The sequence below is a fragment of the Paenirhodobacter populi genome (assembly GCF_004022215.1).
GTDB lineage: Bacteria > Pseudomonadota > Alphaproteobacteria > Rhodobacterales > Rhodobacteraceae > Rhodobacter > Rhodobacter populi.
The window spans coordinates 146,854-162,067 of record NZ_SAUZ01000004.1 but is presented as its reverse complement, the minus strand read 5'-3'; the positions used below and the strand labels follow the sequence as shown (position 1 = coordinate 162,067).

At 62.3% G+C, this 15,214-nt stretch carries 15 protein-coding genes; 4 read left to right on the top strand and 11 right to left on the bottom strand.

The features are described 5' to 3' along the window. Positions 1–124 precede the first annotated feature (124 nt). Positions 125–1,735, top strand: coding sequence for an FAD-NAD(P)-binding protein (locus tag D2T30_RS05375; protein WP_128208040.1), 1,611 nt, complete (start codon positions 125–127; stop codon positions 1,733–1,735). Positions 1,736–1,790: 55 nt separating this feature from the next. On the opposite strand, the gene D2T30_RS05370 is transcribed toward D2T30_RS05375, so the two are convergent. Then, positions 1,791–2,303 carry a YciE/YciF ferroxidase family protein gene (locus D2T30_RS05370; protein ID WP_128208039.1) on the bottom strand — a complete coding sequence of 171 codons (513 nt, stop codon included), beginning with the start codon at positions 2,301–2,303 and terminating at the stop codon, positions 1,791–1,793. 60 nt (positions 2,304–2,363) lie between these two features. After that, entirely contained in the window at positions 2,364–2,660 is a 297-nt protein-coding gene (locus D2T30_RS05365) for a PRC-barrel domain-containing protein (RefSeq protein WP_128208038.1), read from the bottom strand. A 188-nt stretch (positions 2,661–2,848) separates the two neighbouring features. Between D2T30_RS05365 and D2T30_RS05360 the strand changes: the two genes are divergently transcribed. Next, positions 2,849–3,700, top strand: coding sequence for a transglutaminase-like domain-containing protein (locus D2T30_RS05360; protein WP_338325433.1), 852 nt, complete (start codon positions 2,849–2,851; stop codon positions 3,698–3,700). Here the strand turns inward: D2T30_RS05360 and D2T30_RS05355 are convergent. Both D2T30_RS05355 and D2T30_RS24070 read right to left on the bottom strand, forming a co-directional pair. Then, positions 3,673–5,556 carry a sensor histidine kinase gene (locus D2T30_RS05355; protein WP_128208036.1) on the bottom strand — a complete coding sequence of 628 codons (1,884 nt, stop codon included), beginning with the start codon at positions 5,554–5,556 and terminating at the stop codon, positions 3,673–3,675. The genes D2T30_RS05360 and D2T30_RS05355 overlap by 28 nt on opposite strands. 496 nt (positions 5,557–6,052) lie before the next feature. Beyond that, a complete protein-coding gene (locus tag D2T30_RS24070) occupies positions 6,053–6,397 on the bottom strand; it encodes a sensor histidine kinase (RefSeq protein WP_128208035.1) in 345 nt (114 codons plus the stop codon). Between the two features lie 300 nt (positions 6,398–6,697). On the opposite strand from D2T30_RS24070, the gene D2T30_RS23330 reads away from it, so the two are divergent. Beyond that, on the top strand, positions 6,698–7,084 hold the full coding sequence (locus D2T30_RS23330; RefSeq protein ID WP_206612866.1) for a hypothetical protein: 387 nt from the start codon (positions 6,698–6,700) through the stop codon (positions 7,082–7,084). Positions 7,085–7,182: 98 nt separating this feature from the next. Here the strand turns inward: D2T30_RS23330 and map are convergent, their stop codons facing one another. The 3 genes from map to D2T30_RS23905 all read right to left on the bottom strand — a co-directional run bounded on the left by map (position 7,183) and on the right by D2T30_RS23905 (position 8,621). After that, positions 7,183–7,932, bottom strand: coding sequence for a type I methionyl aminopeptidase (map, locus tag D2T30_RS05340; RefSeq protein ID WP_128208034.1), 750 nt, complete (start codon positions 7,930–7,932; stop codon positions 7,183–7,185). A gap of 162 nt (positions 7,933–8,094) precedes the next feature. Continuing rightward, on the bottom strand, positions 8,095–8,364 hold the full coding sequence (locus D2T30_RS05335) for a GIY-YIG nuclease family protein (RefSeq protein ID WP_128208033.1): 270 nt from the start codon (positions 8,362–8,364) through the stop codon (positions 8,095–8,097). 134 nt (positions 8,365–8,498) lie between these two features. Next, positions 8,499–8,621, bottom strand: coding sequence for a hypothetical protein (locus tag D2T30_RS23905; protein WP_277749549.1), 123 nt, complete (start codon positions 8,619–8,621; stop codon positions 8,499–8,501). 187 nt (positions 8,622–8,808) lie between these two features. Here D2T30_RS23905 and D2T30_RS24065 point away from each other — a divergent pair, with 187 nt between their 5' ends. Further along, the gene (locus D2T30_RS24065) at positions 8,809–9,084 is read left to right on the top strand and encodes a LysR substrate-binding domain-containing protein (RefSeq protein WP_164884220.1); all 276 of its coding nucleotides are present in this window, start codon (positions 8,809–8,811) and stop codon (positions 9,082–9,084) included. 196 nt (positions 9,085–9,280) lie between these two features. Here the strand turns inward: D2T30_RS24065 and D2T30_RS05325 are convergent, their stop codons facing one another. From D2T30_RS05325 to D2T30_RS05310, 4 genes are read right to left on the bottom strand one after another with little or no spacing between them, the layout of a single operon-like run. Beyond that, the gene (locus D2T30_RS05325) at positions 9,281–12,508 is read right to left on the bottom strand and encodes an error-prone DNA polymerase (protein WP_128208031.1); all 3,228 of its coding nucleotides are present in this window, start codon (positions 12,506–12,508) and stop codon (positions 9,281–9,283) included. Next, a complete protein-coding gene (locus tag D2T30_RS05320) occupies positions 12,505–13,980 on the bottom strand; it encodes a Y-family DNA polymerase (RefSeq protein WP_128208030.1) in 1,476 nt (491 codons plus the stop codon). Before D2T30_RS05320 ends, D2T30_RS05325 begins: the two co-directional genes overlap by 4 nt. Beyond that, positions 13,907–14,506 carry an ImuA family protein gene (locus D2T30_RS05315; RefSeq protein WP_241651203.1) on the bottom strand — a complete coding sequence of 200 codons (600 nt, stop codon included), beginning with the start codon at positions 14,504–14,506 and terminating at the stop codon, positions 13,907–13,909. The genes D2T30_RS05320 and D2T30_RS05315 overlap by 74 nt, the downstream gene beginning before the upstream one ends. Further along, positions 14,490–15,170 carry an SOS response-associated peptidase gene (locus D2T30_RS05310; RefSeq protein WP_128208029.1) on the bottom strand — a complete coding sequence of 227 codons (681 nt, stop codon included), beginning with the start codon at positions 15,168–15,170 and terminating at the stop codon, positions 14,490–14,492. Before D2T30_RS05310 ends, D2T30_RS05315 begins: the two co-directional genes overlap by 17 nt. Positions 15,171–15,214: the final 44 nt, after the last annotated feature.

The following is a 15,214-nucleotide window of genomic DNA, read 5'->3' as shown; positions in this document are numbered from 1 at the left end:
CCTCGGGCGAGAGCAGATCTTCTGCCTTCGCCCCACATCCACCAACACGATTCCCTGCACAACAACAGATTTTGCCCACACCCGAGACATATTCCGCAACGCTAAAGGAAGGACACCGGACCGAATGCCCCACAGCATCGCAATCATCGGCACCGGTCCAACCGGCATTTACAGCTTTCGCAAGCTGATCGAGCACCAACAACCCCTCTCGGTCTGGCTGTTCGAGCGGGGAGTAAAGGCGGGTATTGGAATGCCCTATTCGCCCGAGACTGCCAGCAAATCCATGCTGGCCAATATCGCGAGCATTGAAATCCCCGAAGTCGTGACGACCTATCTCGACTGGCTTCAGGAACAACCCGCCACCAGGCTGCGCGACTATGGGCTGGATCCAGAGGATCTCGATGCGCGCCAGTTTACCCCTCGCCTGCTTCTCGGTGAATACTTCCGCGATCAACTGATGGAACTGGTTCGCCGCGCGCGGAATGCGGGCCATGAAGTCGAAATCCGCGAGAGCACGGAGGTCACCGACCTTCGAGCAGTGGAGGACGGCATCGTCCTCGATACGTCCGATGGGCCGGTCGCCGTCAGCTTCGACCGGGTGATCCTTGCAACCGGCCATGACTTTCCTGACGAGGACGAAGCAACGAAGACGTGGTTCCCCAGCCCCTGGTCGGGATTGATCGAAGCCAAAATCCCGGTGGGGAGGGTAGGCATCATGGGAACTTCGCTTAGCTCCATTGATGCAGCCATGGCGGTGGCAAACCAACATGGCCGGTTCAGCCGCCGCAGTGGCGAGCTGACCTTCACGCCGCAGAGTGAAGGGCTGACAATTGCCCTGATGTCCTGGACCGGAATCCTGCCAGAGGCGGACTTCTACTGCCCCATCCCCTATGAGCCATTAAGCGCGATGACCGATGCCGCGCTGGATGATCTGCGTACGAAAGGCGTCACACTGGACGGCATCTTTGCGCTGTTCGCGGCCGAAATCGCATCAGCGGACCCAGCCTGGGCAGCCCGGATTGCGCTGCACGATCTTGATGCCGACAGTTTCGCGACCGCGTATTTCGCCGACAGGGAGGCCAGCGATCCGTTCCGATGGGCGCGTGAGAACCTTGAGGAGGCCGAACGCAACAAAGCCTCTCAAATCACCGTTCCCTGGCGCTACGCAATCCTGCGGATGCACGAGCAGGTTGAAGACCTGTTCCCTGAACTGTCCGATACGGATCGCGAACGCTTCGAGGCCGGTTTGAAAAAGGTGTTCGTGGACAACTATGCCGCTGTACCGTCGGAATCGATCCGCAGGCTACTGGCCCTTCGTGAGGCGAAGGTATTGAAGATCCTCGCACTGGGTGAAGATTACGACATGAAACGCATGGGGCCGAAGACGCGGATCCAGACAAAGGGCGCGACATATACATTCGATACGTTCATTGACGCGCGCGGACAAAAGCCGCTTGCTTCGAAAGATCTTCCCTTCCCCGGCCTGCGGGATGCTCTGCTTGATGCCGGACAGGCCATCCCGGAGGTAGACGAAGCCTATGCGTTGCAGGATTGCCCGGATTTCGCCGGTCGTGTCTGGTTTGGATCGATCCCGTGGCTGATGCATGATCGCCCGTTCGTACAGGGCATCACCGCTTCCGCTGATATCGGCACCACCATGGCACGAGATCTGCAACGGGATGTCGAGCAAGCGGTGCGACCAAGGCGACGCCGTCGGCGGATGGCCTTGTCCTGACAGGAGAAACGGAGCAGGCTCGCCGATCATTCGGCAAGCCTGCTGTCATCATACGTCAGCCCCTGGTGCTTGCGGCCTTTCCCTCACGACGTTTTCCTGCCTCGTTCACAGCCATGACCGCGAGCGCGGTAAGTTTGGCATTCGCTGCCTTCTCTTCGTCGAGGATCGAGCTGAGCAGGGTGTGGGCTTCATCATGGCCGAGAACCCTCGCCCATTCCCGCAAGGTTCCATAGCGGGCGATCTCGTAATGCTCCACCGCCTGTGCCGCACCGATCAGCGCCACATCAAGCGCATGCCCCTCGGCCTCTTCGATCAGACCATCCGCCTCTTTCAAGAGCCCGGCCATCGCATCGCATTTCTCACCGGAGGCCTTCTGGCCAATGGATTTGAACACCTTGTCCAGAGTAGCGATATGCCCTTTCGTCTCTTTCAGGTGATCGTCGAACGCGAGCTTCAGCTCAGCATTGTTCACCGACTTCGACACCTTGGGCAAAGCCTTAACCAGAGCATTCTCGGCCCAGTAGATGTCCTGCAGCGTATGTTCGAAAGCGTCGTGAAGCGTTTTCATCGAGTTCCTCCCAAAATAAAGCCGCTCGCTCTGGCCGGGCAGGCGAGAACAAAGCCTTGATTAGTTGTGATGTTCCGGCAAGGCCTTCAGCTCATCCTTGGTCCAGCGGGTCACGGCATGGACGGCATTGCTTTCATCACGCATGAAGTCGAGATCACGCGCGGGAACAGCGACCGGCTTTGCGCCAATGCCGAGGAAGCCGCCGACATCGACAACCACCTGCGCGCTGGCCCCCTGACCATGCACTTCGGAAACATGGCCGATTTTCTCGTCTCCGGGGCCATAGATGGTCGCGCCGTTCAGCACGGCCTCGGTCAGCTCAGTGTCATTCAGGCGGATATGTCTGGTATGGTCCATGGCATTCTCTCCTTTTACACCAAAACACTCGTGCTGGAAAAACGTCCGCCCCGCGGGGCAGGTTCCGAAAGGTCTTCTGCCATCGGCGAGACCTTGCCGGACGGCGGGATTCCGCGGTGCCCGGAACCTCTTCCGCCATCCGCGCGTTCTCTCGGCGTCAGCTAAGAGGTGCGAATGTGCTTGTACGGTTGGGCTACGACATTGAGATCACCTGCGATCAGCCGACGGAGGTGATCGCCCTGCTGGACCCGCATCCGGACCTCACAGGCAGCATCGTAAGAACCAGCGGGCTGCAGCTCACTCCGGCCGTTCAGCACCGGACATATACCGACCTCTACGGCAATCTCTGCCTGCGCCTGACAGCGCCCTCGGGTGCAACACGCCTTTCACGTGACAGCCTGGTCGAAGTCAGTGGAGAGCCAGACCCCTGGGAAGACACTGCACGGGAATGTCCGGTCAGCGGTTTGCCGGATGAAGCTCTCGGCTATCTCCTTGCCAGCCGCTACTGCGAAACCGATCTCATGATGGCGCAGGCCTGGGAGCTTTTTGGCAATGTGGCACCGGGCTGGAACAGGGTGCGGGCGATTTTCGATTATGTAAACCGTCACCTCACCTTCGGCTATGAGCATGCGCGCGCGACCCGGACCGCATCAGAGGCTTGGCAGGAGCGGGTTGGCGTCTGTCGCGATTTTGCCCATCTCGCGATCACGCTCTGCCGCTGCATGAATATCCCCGCACGGTATGCCAATGGTTATCTCGGCGATATCGGCGTGGCCCCCAACTCGGCACCAATGGATTTCAATGCCTGGTGCGAGGTCTGGCTGGAGGGCCGCTGGTTTACCCTTGATGCCCGCCACAATACGCCGCGCATCGGGCGGGTCGTGATCGCGCGCGGCCGTGATGCGACCGACATCCCGCTGATCCATTCCTTCGGCCCGCATCAGCTGACGAAATTCAGGGTCTGGACCGAGGAAGCAAAGGGTACGACCCTTGCTGAGGTCAGCGGCTCGGGTCAGGCCGGATCGTCGTCCCTTTCCTGAAACAGCTCCGTCGGCAAGCGCAGCGTGAGGCGCATTCCCTCCGGCCCAAAATCACGCTCGAATGTGCCGCGAAACTGACCTTCCACAACGGCAGTCATCAGTTTTGAGCCAAAGCCTCGCTCTCGGCTGTCCCTGTCAGCGACAAAGCCTTCCTCGCGCCACTCGACTGTCACCCCCTCGGCATCCCGATGCAGAGCAATGAAGAGCTGCCCGTCGGGCGCGGAGATTGCACCATATTTCGCTGAGTTCGTCGCAAGCTCATGGAAGACAAGCGCGAAGGCCGAAACCGACTCCTTGCGGATCCGAACCCTGTCCCCCGTAATCACCCCCCAATCCTTGCCGCTCCGATTGTAAGGGGCGAGGACTTCCTCCATCACCCTCTGCAATGGAACAGGCTGATCATTTCCCGCCGCCTTTATCAGCCGGTGTGCCTTGTGCAGCGAACCAAGGCGCTCCCTGATTTCCTGCGCAAAAGGCTTCGCCTCCGGCTGATCCCGCACCGAAAGGCTGATCAACCCGTTCACCAGCGCAAAGAGATTGCCGATCCGGTGATCCAGCTCACGATTGACCAGCTCGCGCTCGGCCTCCAGCAGCTTTGCATCTTCGATATCGGTGGAGGTGCCGTACCAACGTGTGATAGTTCCCTGCGCATCCCGCATCGGAAGGGCGATAACCCTCAACCAGCGATATCCGTCACGATGATGCCTGAACCGATAGTCGATGTCGTAGGTCGCGCCGGTCGTCAGGCACTCTGACCACGCGTTATGGACGCGGTCATGATCCTCGGGATGCACCAGCTCAGTCCAGAGCAGCGGGGTGATGTCTTCATGCGCGATCCCGGTGAACTCGGTCCAGCGCCTGTTGAAGAAATCATGATTGCCGTGGCGGTCGGTGCTCCAGATGATCTGGGGAACTGCCTCGACCAGCGTATCGAACCTGAGATTGCTGTCCACCAGAGCCGCCGCCACCTCGGACTGGTCTGTGGTATCGATGACGATCCCTGCAAAGCCCGCGATTCCGCTCTCCTCATCAAGGATCGGCCGACCCGACGCGACATACCAGTGCAGCGCCCCGTCTGAGGTGATGGTGCGAAACCGGCTGTGGAACTTTTCGCGGCGAAGCACGGCCTCATCGACTGCCGCCAGAACCCGGCCGCGATCCTCGTCATGCAGGTTCTCGAACAGGGTCTCGATCAGGATCCCTGACCGCGCCTCGTCCGAAGGGATGGCATATTGCGCTGCCAGAGCGCCATCTATGACCATCTTTCGGGACCGGACGTCGAAATCCCACGTCCCGACAATGCCACCGGCTTCGAGCGCGACCTCGACGCGCTCCTGCGCGAGGGTAAGGGCGCGCCGCGTGCGAATATGACTGGTTGTCTCGCTGGCAGCCAACAATGTGCCAAAGATCTCACCACCATCGCCGATGATCGGCGAGAGGCCGAGGTTGAACCAGCAGGTGGTGGCCTCGCCGTCCCGGATCAGCCGGATCGGCTGGTCCTGCAGTCGGTGGCTTCTGCCCCGGAACGCATCGTCGATCTTCTCACGGTAGAACTTCCGGGCAACCGGCAGCGACTCGAAGACCGGCTTGCCCTGCGCCTTCTGCCATGCGTCTCCGAATATCTCCCGTGCGGCCTCGTTGCAGACGACAATGCCTTCGCGACCGATCAACACCGCCATGGGCGAAGCGGCGTAGAGCATCGTTCTGACGGTCGAGCGCAAAGCAGACGGCCATTCCGATACCGGGCCAGCTGCTGTCCTTTCCCAGTCGACCGCGAGAATGGCCGCCCGGATATCGCTGACAGCGTCAGCGGCTCCGAAGAGTTCGTCGTTTCCGGCAAACAAACGCTCAGCCATGGATCACCGAAAAAACGACACTACCCCTGCGTAGATTAGAGCTCCGCCCGGAATTCTGTCCAGATGATCCTCACTCTTGGCAAAAGCAACGTCTGATCTGCTGCAGCGTGCTATTCTTGACTTTCAGCGGCGCAGGCACCAGCTTCTGCTTATGAGCAAAGAACGATCTCTACGCCGGGCGCTCTGAACGGCCCATGGCCTGCCGCCCCCCGGGCGATAACGATCCTTCCTGCTTTCTCTCATCATTCAAAATCGCCAAAGCCAGGCCCCTGCTGCCTTGCTCCGGGCCCCTGAAAGGAGCCACCCAATGTCTGAATCACTCGCGCCGCCCGCCATCTTGATCTCGGAAGAGGCCTGCCCATCCTCGAAAAACTCGCCGAGGGCCTTAAGCATCTCGACGCGGATTAGGATCTGAGTCCCGCCTCATGCTGATCTACCGCTACCGAGGAAGCGTAGCATGCCGACTGGTTTTGACACGCGCTCCCCCCCGTGTTGCTCAGGATGACACGACCTGAACATGGCCCCACTTGTGTCGACCTCTGCCCGACGCGAAGGCCAATCGGAACATCGCCCCCTCAGCGCTCTCCACCAGCGCAACATCTGCGTGATGAGCCTTCAGAATACCGCGCACCACCGTCAAACCCATTCCGGTTCCCCCGGTCTGACGGCGGGTCGTGAAGAAGGGATCGAACACCCGAGTCGCGTTTCCGGGTGATACTCCGGAACCGTTGTCGTGAACGATGAGAGTGCAGCCCTCGCTCGCGTCCGCCACCCGCAGCGTCACGGTATCGGCACCATGCTTTGCCGCGTTACGCAGCAGATGACCTGTCCCAGCCCGCAATCAGCACCAGACCCAGGACAGAACCGCCAGAGAGATGCCGATTCTCTGGTTCCAGAACAGAAAATCCGCCACAAAAACGACCAACAGAACCTGCAGACAGCGGCCACGCCCTGCACTCGCAATTGGCGACCCTCCACCGCCTGCGCCATCGCTTTCGCCAGTTCTGGCCCCGACTGACTCACTCGCTGTGTTCAACCACCAGCCATCCAGCGCAATGCGTCGCGGAACTCCGCGAACCTCAAAATGTCTCAGCATTCAATCCATCCCCTTGTTAGGCGGGCACAGGATGGACACCGCTGCATGCAGAAGTTGCAGGACGATTGTGCAGTGTATGTGCAGAACATATCGCCGATATGGGAGGTTCTGACTGGTCCGGTCGCCGTGAGACAGCCGTTCCCTACCGCAAACAGCGGTCAGGGCCTCGCATCCTCAGAACGACGGCTTTGTCAGCATCAGCCAGATAATTGCCAGCACAGCAGCAAAGGCTGGAAAGCCAAAGGCGAAGCGATGGGCGTTCTGGCGGATTTTGAGTACGCGCGGAACTGTTATCACGCCCGCAAGGATCGGAACCTGGCGGGAACCCGCGTTGGGACAACTCTGCCCAATCGCCGTCTGGCTGGTATGATTGCTGTACCAACGATTTCAGGCCAAGCTCGGCAAAGCGGCACGCGCACCGTCAATGAATGATTGCTACACCGAACCGACCTGAGCCGCCACAGCTCTCAGGCTGTGGCATGCTGACCGCCGGATGACACTGCCGCGCCAAAGCGAATGAGCAGCAGCCGTCACCCCGGCAAGGTCACCACAATGGCCCCGCGATCCGTCGCGATGACCGTGTGCTCAAATTGCACGACCGGCGCTGCTGGTTCGCTGTAAAGCGTCCAGCCGTCATCACCCTCAGTCGCCCAAAGCCCGCCGGTAGACAAGAAAGGCTCTACGGTCAGGACAAGGCCCTTGTTGATGCGGCGCCTCTCGCTGCGTGTCGGCCAGGTCGCGATTTCCTCCGGGTATTCGTGCAGGGACCGCCCCACGCCATGGCTCGCGAGGTTGCGGATCAGCGTATAGCCGCGCTGCGCGGCAAAGCGCCCGATGGCATTGCCGATGCCCGCCAGCGGCCTGTCCGTGCCGACCTGCGCGATGCCGATCTGCATGGCGCGCTTCCCATCACGGCAAAGCCGGTCCAGCGAGGGGCGGACGGGCGGCACGCTATAGCTGGCGCCGGTATCCGCGAAGTAGCCATTCTTCGAGGCCGACACATCGATGTTGACCAGATCGCCCGCCGCCATCACCCGGTCACCGGGAATGCCATGGGCAATCTCTTCATTGACGCTGATACAGGTCACCCCCGGGAAATCGTAGGTGGATTGCGGCGCGGATACCGCACCCTCGCGGTCCAGAAGCGCGCGGCCGATCTCGTCCAGCTCGCGGGTCGTCATGCCGGGCTCTGCCGCCTTGGCCATGGCCAGCATGGTGTTGGCGACGATCCGGCCGATATCTTTCATCCCGTCCAGCTCATCGTGATTGGTGATCGTCATTTCGGCCTCGTCAGCAATTTCATATGCTTGGATAGCTTATTCGAGAATCGTGAAGTTGTCCCGCATCGGCGGTTCAACGCGGCCATTTTTGCCGCGGCGAGCAGGAAGCCCGTTCGGTGATGCGGCTTAGCTGTCCGCCTGCTGGCAGAGGACGATAATATGTCAACTGCTAAATCCCTGCGCCGCCTGCGCCAGTTGGCGCCGCAGGGAACGGTCGCGTTTCAGATACCACTCCCGACTCATCGCTTCGCTTCTCGTCGCCAGCCGCTCGGCGTAGATCACACTCCAGATCCGCCCGCGCGTAGATTTAGCGCCGGGCGTGCCCCCCGAATTATGCTCTCCCAACCACCTCCCGACATCCAGCGTCCAGCCTACATAGGTGCGATAGCCGTCGGCGCCATCGCAGCCCAGAACATAGACATAAGCCGTCATCGCATGCGCCGTGCGCGAACGGAATGCCGGGTCGCATGATGTTTCGGGTGTCTTGCCATAGATAGATTTTTTCTCCTTGTCAGAGGTACTTATTCCACGCCGCTGGCAATCAAGGAAAGCGGGATCCCCGATGGTCAGCCCAGTTCCTCTGCCGCGCATACCAGCGCATATCCGGCGTTACCGACGATCGTGTCGATCCGGTCCACCCCGGCAAAGGCCCGTGGGACCGCATTCCGGATCGAGTCAGTACCGGTCATCTCGAGCGACAGGACCGATAGCGCCGCGCCATGCTGAATCGGTGACACAGGACATGATCGCGGTGCCCTTAGGCGGGTCCGGTCCGGTTTCTGCCGGTCGCTGCGCCGGACTATCTGGTGCCTCACCCTGCCCCATAGATGCTAGCCGACCAGTCGAAACACCGCTGCATCGGCTACCGCTTTCCTGGTGGTTCGGCCTATAGCTGGGAGCTCAACGTGGCAAAGCCAGACGTTAACCGTTGCCGTTACCGGCCGTCTGACGCTGAACCAGACCGCGCTGATGATCGAGGCGGCCCGTTTAGGTCAGGGTATCGCCTATGTGCCCGAACTGTCTGCCCGCACCGACATCGCAGCCGGAACCCTGGTGCCGTTACTGGCCGACTGGCGCTCGCCCTTCCCCGGGGATTTGCGTCTAATACCCCGGCAACCGCCATGCGCCGCAGGGGCTGCGGGCTTTCATTGATCTCATCCGCGAGAGGTTGCGGGAAAAGACACTGTGATACTGGGAACCTTGCCGCGATGGCTACGAATGACCAGTTGCGGGAATGCGAGCGGCGCGCTCCATCGGGACAACCTGACCGCAAAGAGCTGAGATCTAGCATGCTCCAGGTGCGGCCACCCTGCAATGCGCTGCGCGTTGCGCCCCAGAACGGCTTGAGTTAATGAAAATCCCGGCTCGGGAAGAGCTTCTTCGCCTGCTCTCTGGGGTGCCGCGCCCTACCGGCTGTGCGGATGGGCCTGACGGACTCCCCTGCCCTCTCGGTCTCGGCCCCGATCCGCAACTGGTGCCCGATGGTGGAAAGCCGCGCTGACAGATCCTCGATGCATTCGGCGATCAGATGGGTCACCTGCCCGTCGCGCTCGATCCGGCCCGTCACCCGCAAGAGCCGTCCGGCGACCACGGCGGCGCGGAACGCCTCATAGACCTTCTTCCACACCACGACATTCGCGGTGCCAGTCTCGTCCTCGAGCGTGAGGAAGACCACGCCCGAGGCGGTACCCGGGCGCTGCCGGGTGATGACCAGGCCCGTGAGGTGGATCCGGCCCTTCGCCTGCAATACTGCCCCCGCAGGCATGCTCTCCGGCAGGTTCGGGCGCAGGATCTCAAGGGGATGAGCCCGGAGCGACAGGCGCAGCGCCAGATAGTCCTCGATGACCTCCTGACCGAGCGTCATCCGGGGCAGATCGACCAGTGGCTCGTGCTCGCCTTCCCCATCCAGCCCGAACAGCGGCAGCGGTTTTGGTGCTTTCAGAGCTTTGGCCTGCCAGAGCGCATCGCGCCGCGAGAGGCCAAGGCTGGCAAAGCCATCCGCCTCGGCCAGCCGATCCAGCGCATCGGGCCTGAGCCCTGCGCGGCGCCAGACACTTTCGACATCGGGATAGCCGTTGCCGCGCGCGGCCTTGATCCAGATGGCATCTTCCTCGCGCATTCCCTTCACCTGCCGAAAGCCGAGCCGCAACGCGTGCGAGCCATCGGCCCGGGGTTCGATCGTGCAATCCCAGATCGAGTCATTGACCGAAACCGGCCGAACCTCGACACCGTGATCGCGGGCATCGCGCACCAGTTGCGCAGGTGCGTAGAATCCCATCGGCTGGGCATTCAGCAGCGCGCAGGTAAAGATCGCCTGATGATGGCGTTTCAGCCAGGCCGAGACATAGACCAGCCGCGCGAAGCTGGCGGCGTGGCTTTCGGGAAAGCCATAGCTGCCGAAGCCCTCGATCTGGGCAAAGCAGCGCGCCGCGAACTCCGCATCATAGCCGCGTTCCAGCATGCCACCGACAAAGCGGTCCCGGAAGCCACCAATGGTGCCCATCCGTTTGAAGGTGGCGAGCGAGCGGCGCAGCCGGTCGGCCTCGGCGGGCGTGAACCCTGCCGCGACCACGGCGATCTGCATCGCCTGTTCCTGGAAGAGCGGCACGCCATAGGTGCGGCCCAGCACTTCCATCATGGCGGGGCCCAGATCCTCGACCTTCCCCCTGCCCTGCCGGCGATTGATGAAGGGATGAACCATGCCGCCCTGGATCGGCCCGGGCCGGACTATGGCGACCTCGCAGACCAGGTCATAGAATTTCCGAGGCTTCATCCGGGGCAGGAAGTTCAGCTGCGCCCGGCTTTCAACCTGAAACACACCGATCGCATCCGCCTTGCAAAGCATATCATAGACCCGGCCGTCTTCGGGCGGGATGTTCGCAAGCGTCAGATGCTCGGCCCGGTGATCCTCGATCAGACCAAAGGCCTTGCGGATCGCAGTCAGCATCCCGAGCGCGAGGATATCCACCTTCAAGAGGCCAAGCGCGTCGATATCGTCCTTGTCCCATTCAATGACGGTGCGGTCCTCCATCGTGGCGTTCTCGATGGGGCAGAGCTCGTCCAGTCTGCCTTGGGTGATGACGAAACCGCCGACATGCTGCGACAGGTGCCGGGGGAAGCCGATGATCTCGCCAATCAGCTTCACGGCCAGGGCCACACGGTTGTCCTCGGGGCTGAGGCCCGCCTCGCGCAAGCGGTCCTCGCCGGGGGCCGAGGAGGACCAGCCCCAGATCTGCCCTGCAAGCCGGGCGATCACATCCTGGCTCAACCCCATGACCTTGCCGACTTCGCGGATCGCGGCACGGGAGCGGAAGTGGATCACTACAGCGGTCAGGCCAGCGCGCTCGCGGGTGTAGCGCTCGTAGATCCACTGGATCACCTCTTCGCGGCGCTCGTGCTCGAAATCAACATCGATATCTGGCGGCTCACCGCGTTCTTTCGAGATGAAGCGCTCAAAAATCAGCGTGATGCTCTCGGGCGGCACCTCGGTGATACCGAGCAGGTAGCAGACGACGGAGTTCGCCGCCGATCCCCGGCCCTGACAGAGGATCCCTTTCGAGCGCGCAAAGCTGACGATGTCATAGACGGTCAGGAAATAGGGCGCATATTCCACCTCGGCGATCAGGCGCAGCTCCTTCTCGACACGGGAGACGATCTTCGGCGGCGGCCCGCCCGGATAGCGCCAGTGCAGCCCCTCACGCGCCAGCCGCTCAAGGCGGGACTGAGCAGCTTCCCCGTCTCGGGCCTCATCAGGATATTGGTAGCGCAGCTGATCCATGCGGAAAGCACAGCGGTCGGCGATCTCGACCGTGCGGCGCAGCGCGGCCGGATAGCGGTGAAAGATGCGAGCCAGTTCTTCGCCGGATTTGAGACGATGCTCACCATTCGCAAGCCGCCGGTCACCGATATTGTCTATGGTGCAACCCTCGCGGATGCAGGTCAGCACATCGGCGAGGGGCCGCCGGCTGGAGCGGTGCATCAGCACATCGCCGACCGCAACCTTGGGCATGCCGGTCGCCTGAGAAATCTCCGCCAGCCGGTCCAGCCGCTCCTGATCCTGCCCGTCATAGCGGGGGGCCGCGCCAAGGAAGCACTGGCCGGCAAAGCGGGCAGCGATCCGGCGCAGATCCCGCTCGAAGCCCGTCGCTTCCAGCGGATCTGGCGGCAGAGCGATCAGCACCATCCCCCTGCCCCACTCCTCGAGATCGGCGAGGCCGATATGGCAGCTGCCCTTTTCGGCGCGCCGCTTGCCGAGCGACAAGAGCCGCGTCAGCCGTGACCAGGCTGCCAGATCGGTGGGCAGCGCGATCCATTCCACCTTGCTGTCGGTCAGCAAGAGGCGAGCGCCGGGGATCAGCCGGGGCAGAGAAGTCCCCTGCCCCGCTTCCTCCGCGATGCGCGCGAGTTCCTTCAGCGCCGAAAACGCCCGTACCACCCCGGCAACCGAGTTACGATCGGTGATGGCGATGGCGGTGAGGCCCAGCTCGGCCGCACGCTTCACCAGTTCCTCGGGATGCGAGGCACCGCGCAGGAAGGTGAAGTTCGAGGTGACGCAAAGCTCGGCATAGGCGGTCACAGGAACACCCCCTGCGCATACCAGTCCCGAGATCCCGACTGTGGCGTGCGGAAGAGCCAGAGCCGCGGCCCTTCATTGGTCTCGATCCGCCAATAGTCGCGGACACCACTGCGCCACGCCGGATCATCGAACCACCATTCCGGGGTGATCCGTTCCGGGCCATGTGCACGCAGGGTGGTGAAGCCCATCCGCCGCCAGCTGAACCGGGCGGGTGGGCTGCCAGAGACCTGGGCCAGGGCTTCCGCCGGGAAGAGGGTGATGGGACGGCGGGGACGGCGCTTTGGCGGAAACGGCCCCGGTGCCGCATAGGCGGCCGGAACGGTCAGGAAGCTGCGCTCTGGAATGCGGCTGCTTGCCGGCAGGAAACGCTGCACCGCATCGAAGCCGAGCCGGTTGCCGATCCGGGAGATCAGGTCGGAAAGTTCATCCTCGGCCCGCGCTTGCACGTTGCCGATTTGCTCAGGTGCAAGAGGCTCGGTCACTGCAGCGGTCAGGCGCAGACCGTCGATCCCGAATCCGGAATCGACCTCATCCACTCCCTTGAAGAACAAGGCCGAGATCCGGACCGGGTCGCGCATTGCGCGAGCGAGACCCACATCGACGACAGCGGCAGAGCGATCCACGCGCTGCAGTTCCAGCCGGACAGCCCGCGCCCCCATCTGGGCCGATGCCAGCTTGTCGCAAAGCCGCACGAGCAGCCGGTCGAGTACGCCCATGACATCCGCCGTGAGCCCGATCGGTTCGGGCAGCGTCATCCGCACTCCGAAATGCGGCGCATCCGCTTCTGCCGCCACCGGCTCGGCTTGCGTCCCGAGCGCCTGATCCAGACGGCGCAGGAGGTCGGCGCCAAACCGGCGCGCCAGTGGCGCCCGAGCGACGGTGGTCAGGTCGACGATCTTGTGCAGCCCAAGGCGGGTCAGACCTTCGGCGACCGGAGCCTCAATCCGCAGCGCGCTGACCGGCATCGGGCCAAGCCGAGAGAGCAACCCGCCTTCCGGGATCACGCCGCCGCCACGGCGGGCAAGAGCCCAGGCTCCACTGCGGGTTTCGGCTATGGCACTTTTCGAGGAGACCCCTGCCCTCTCAAGCCGCGCCTCAAGATCGGCCAGAAGCTCTGGCTCACCGCCGAACAGATGCGGCACGCCCGAGACGTCAACGATCAAGCCATCCGATCCGTCTTTCGCGGCATGTGGTCCGTAACGGCTCGCCCATCTGCGCAGACCTTCGAGCGCCCTGCCCTCCCGGATCAGATCAGCTGGCCGCGTGGAGAGCACTGGACAGACGGCACGCGCATCGGCCAGCGGCATGCCGCGATGAAGCCCGGCGGCGCTTGCGATGGTGTTCAGACAATGCAGATGTTCCGCGTTCGACGCCCGGAGCGTCAACGCGAAAGGCCCCTCAACGGGGCGGGCCCTCAGGCTGATGTCGCTCGCCAGCCTGGGGAACCAGATGCACAGCAGCCGTCGTGCCATTCCAGCTCACATCATAGATTCCGGTTGTTCCTCTTTTGTTCTTATTAAGGATCCAGCGATGACGAGTCGAGTCCAGAGGTGACGGCAGCGGATCACATTTCCAGCGGGTCTCGGCGGCATTGCTCCCCCTGCCCTCCTGAATCAGCATCAGGCCAGTGGTGCCCCCGGCCTCGGCCGCCAGCTGGAGGCGCCTGGCCGCGGTCAGCGAGATGGGCTTTTCCGGAGCCGCGATGACCAGAGACACCGGCCGCGCCCTCAGCGCTTCTTCGACAGACCAGAGCAGATCGGTCTCGTTGCGTGCTTCGATGAAATGCAATCGCTCGGCTACGCTATACGGCAAGGCTGCTGGCATTGGCCGATCACGATCATGCGCCAACACGATCCAGAAGACCGGTCCCGCCAATCTTGCAGCCTGAAACAAGGCAAAGCCGTTTTTGCCTCGTCCTTCGACTTCGTGTACGCGGCCCTTCAGCAGATGAAGCGGATCATCACTTCCGGCGTGTACCCGGTCACACAGGGTCCGCACGTGTGCCCTCCGCGACTATTTCGAGAAGCCCATTCGCCAGTGGCCGTTGGAGCCTCAGGGCCTCGCTCATGTCCGCAGTCAGCCAGCACCGCCATTCGTCCGGCCGGGTGAGGATCACCGGCATGGCTTTGGGATGCACCGGGAGGACCTCTGTGTTGGCTTCGCAGGTCAGAAATCCGAAGAGTTCAGCTGTCACCTCGCCCTCCTTCAGCTTTCTGACCGAGGTCCATTCGGTGCGAATGCCGGCGAAGAAGGCGAGTGGTCGATCCTGGCCAAGGGCAAACCAGACCGGGTTGTTGCGAGGTGCGCCGGGTCGGGCGTCGAGTTCGGAAAAGCTGGTGAAGGGAACGAGGCAGCGGTGTTCGATCCCGAGCCATCTGCGCCAATGGGGCGAGCTGACATTGCGGATGTTCGTCACGCCGGGGTCCATGCGTTTGCCGGCCAGATAAACGGGTGGCGTCGGCATACCCCATCGAGCCGTAGTCAGTGTCCAATCCCGCCCTTCACTGCGGTGAATGATTGGCGCAGCGTAGTCGGGAAAGATGCCGGGAGCAGGTGCCAGGTTGCCTGCGGTATCGATCAGTTCCTCATCCTCTTTCAGCACGTCACGAAAGACCTGACGCATCGCGTCCTGGCTTTTCGTCTGGGCGTAAAGGTTGCACATCACTCCACCTCGCAGCGTTTCCGCATGAGAACAATCAACGAACC

Coding starts and splice junctions, on each gene's coding strand:
- D2T30_RS23905 (WP_277749549.1), bottom strand. CDS start 8,621: ATGACCGGTACTGACTCGATCCGGAATGCGGTCCCACGGGCCTTTGCC.
- D2T30_RS05370 (WP_128208039.1), bottom strand. CDS start 2,303: ATGAAAACGCTTCACGACGCTTTCGAACATACGCTGCAGGACATCTAC.
- D2T30_RS05320 (WP_128208030.1), bottom strand. CDS start 13,980: ATGGCACGACGGCTGCTGTGCATCTGGTTCCCCAGGCTGGCGAGCGAC.
- D2T30_RS23330 (WP_206612866.1), top strand. CDS start 6,698: ATGCAGAAGTTGCAGGACGATTGTGCAGTGTATGTGCAGAACATATCG.
- D2T30_RS05365 (WP_128208038.1), bottom strand. CDS start 2,660: ATGGACCATACCAGACATATCCGCCTGAATGACACTGAGCTGACCGAG.
- D2T30_RS05355 (WP_128208036.1), bottom strand. CDS start 5,556: ATGGCTGAGCGTTTGTTTGCCGGAAACGACGAACTCTTCGGAGCCGCT.
- D2T30_RS05375 (WP_128208040.1), top strand. CDS start 125: ATGCCCCACAGCATCGCAATCATCGGCACCGGTCCAACCGGCATTTAC.
- map (WP_128208034.1), bottom strand. CDS start 7,932: ATGACGATCACCAATCACGATGAGCTGGACGGGATGAAAGATATCGGC.
- D2T30_RS05310 (WP_128208029.1), bottom strand. CDS start 15,170: ATGTGCAACCTTTACGCCCAGACGAAAAGCCAGGACGCGATGCGTCAG.
- D2T30_RS05335 (WP_128208033.1), bottom strand. CDS start 8,364: ATGACGGCTTATGTCTATGTTCTGGGCTGCGATGGCGCCGACGGCTAT.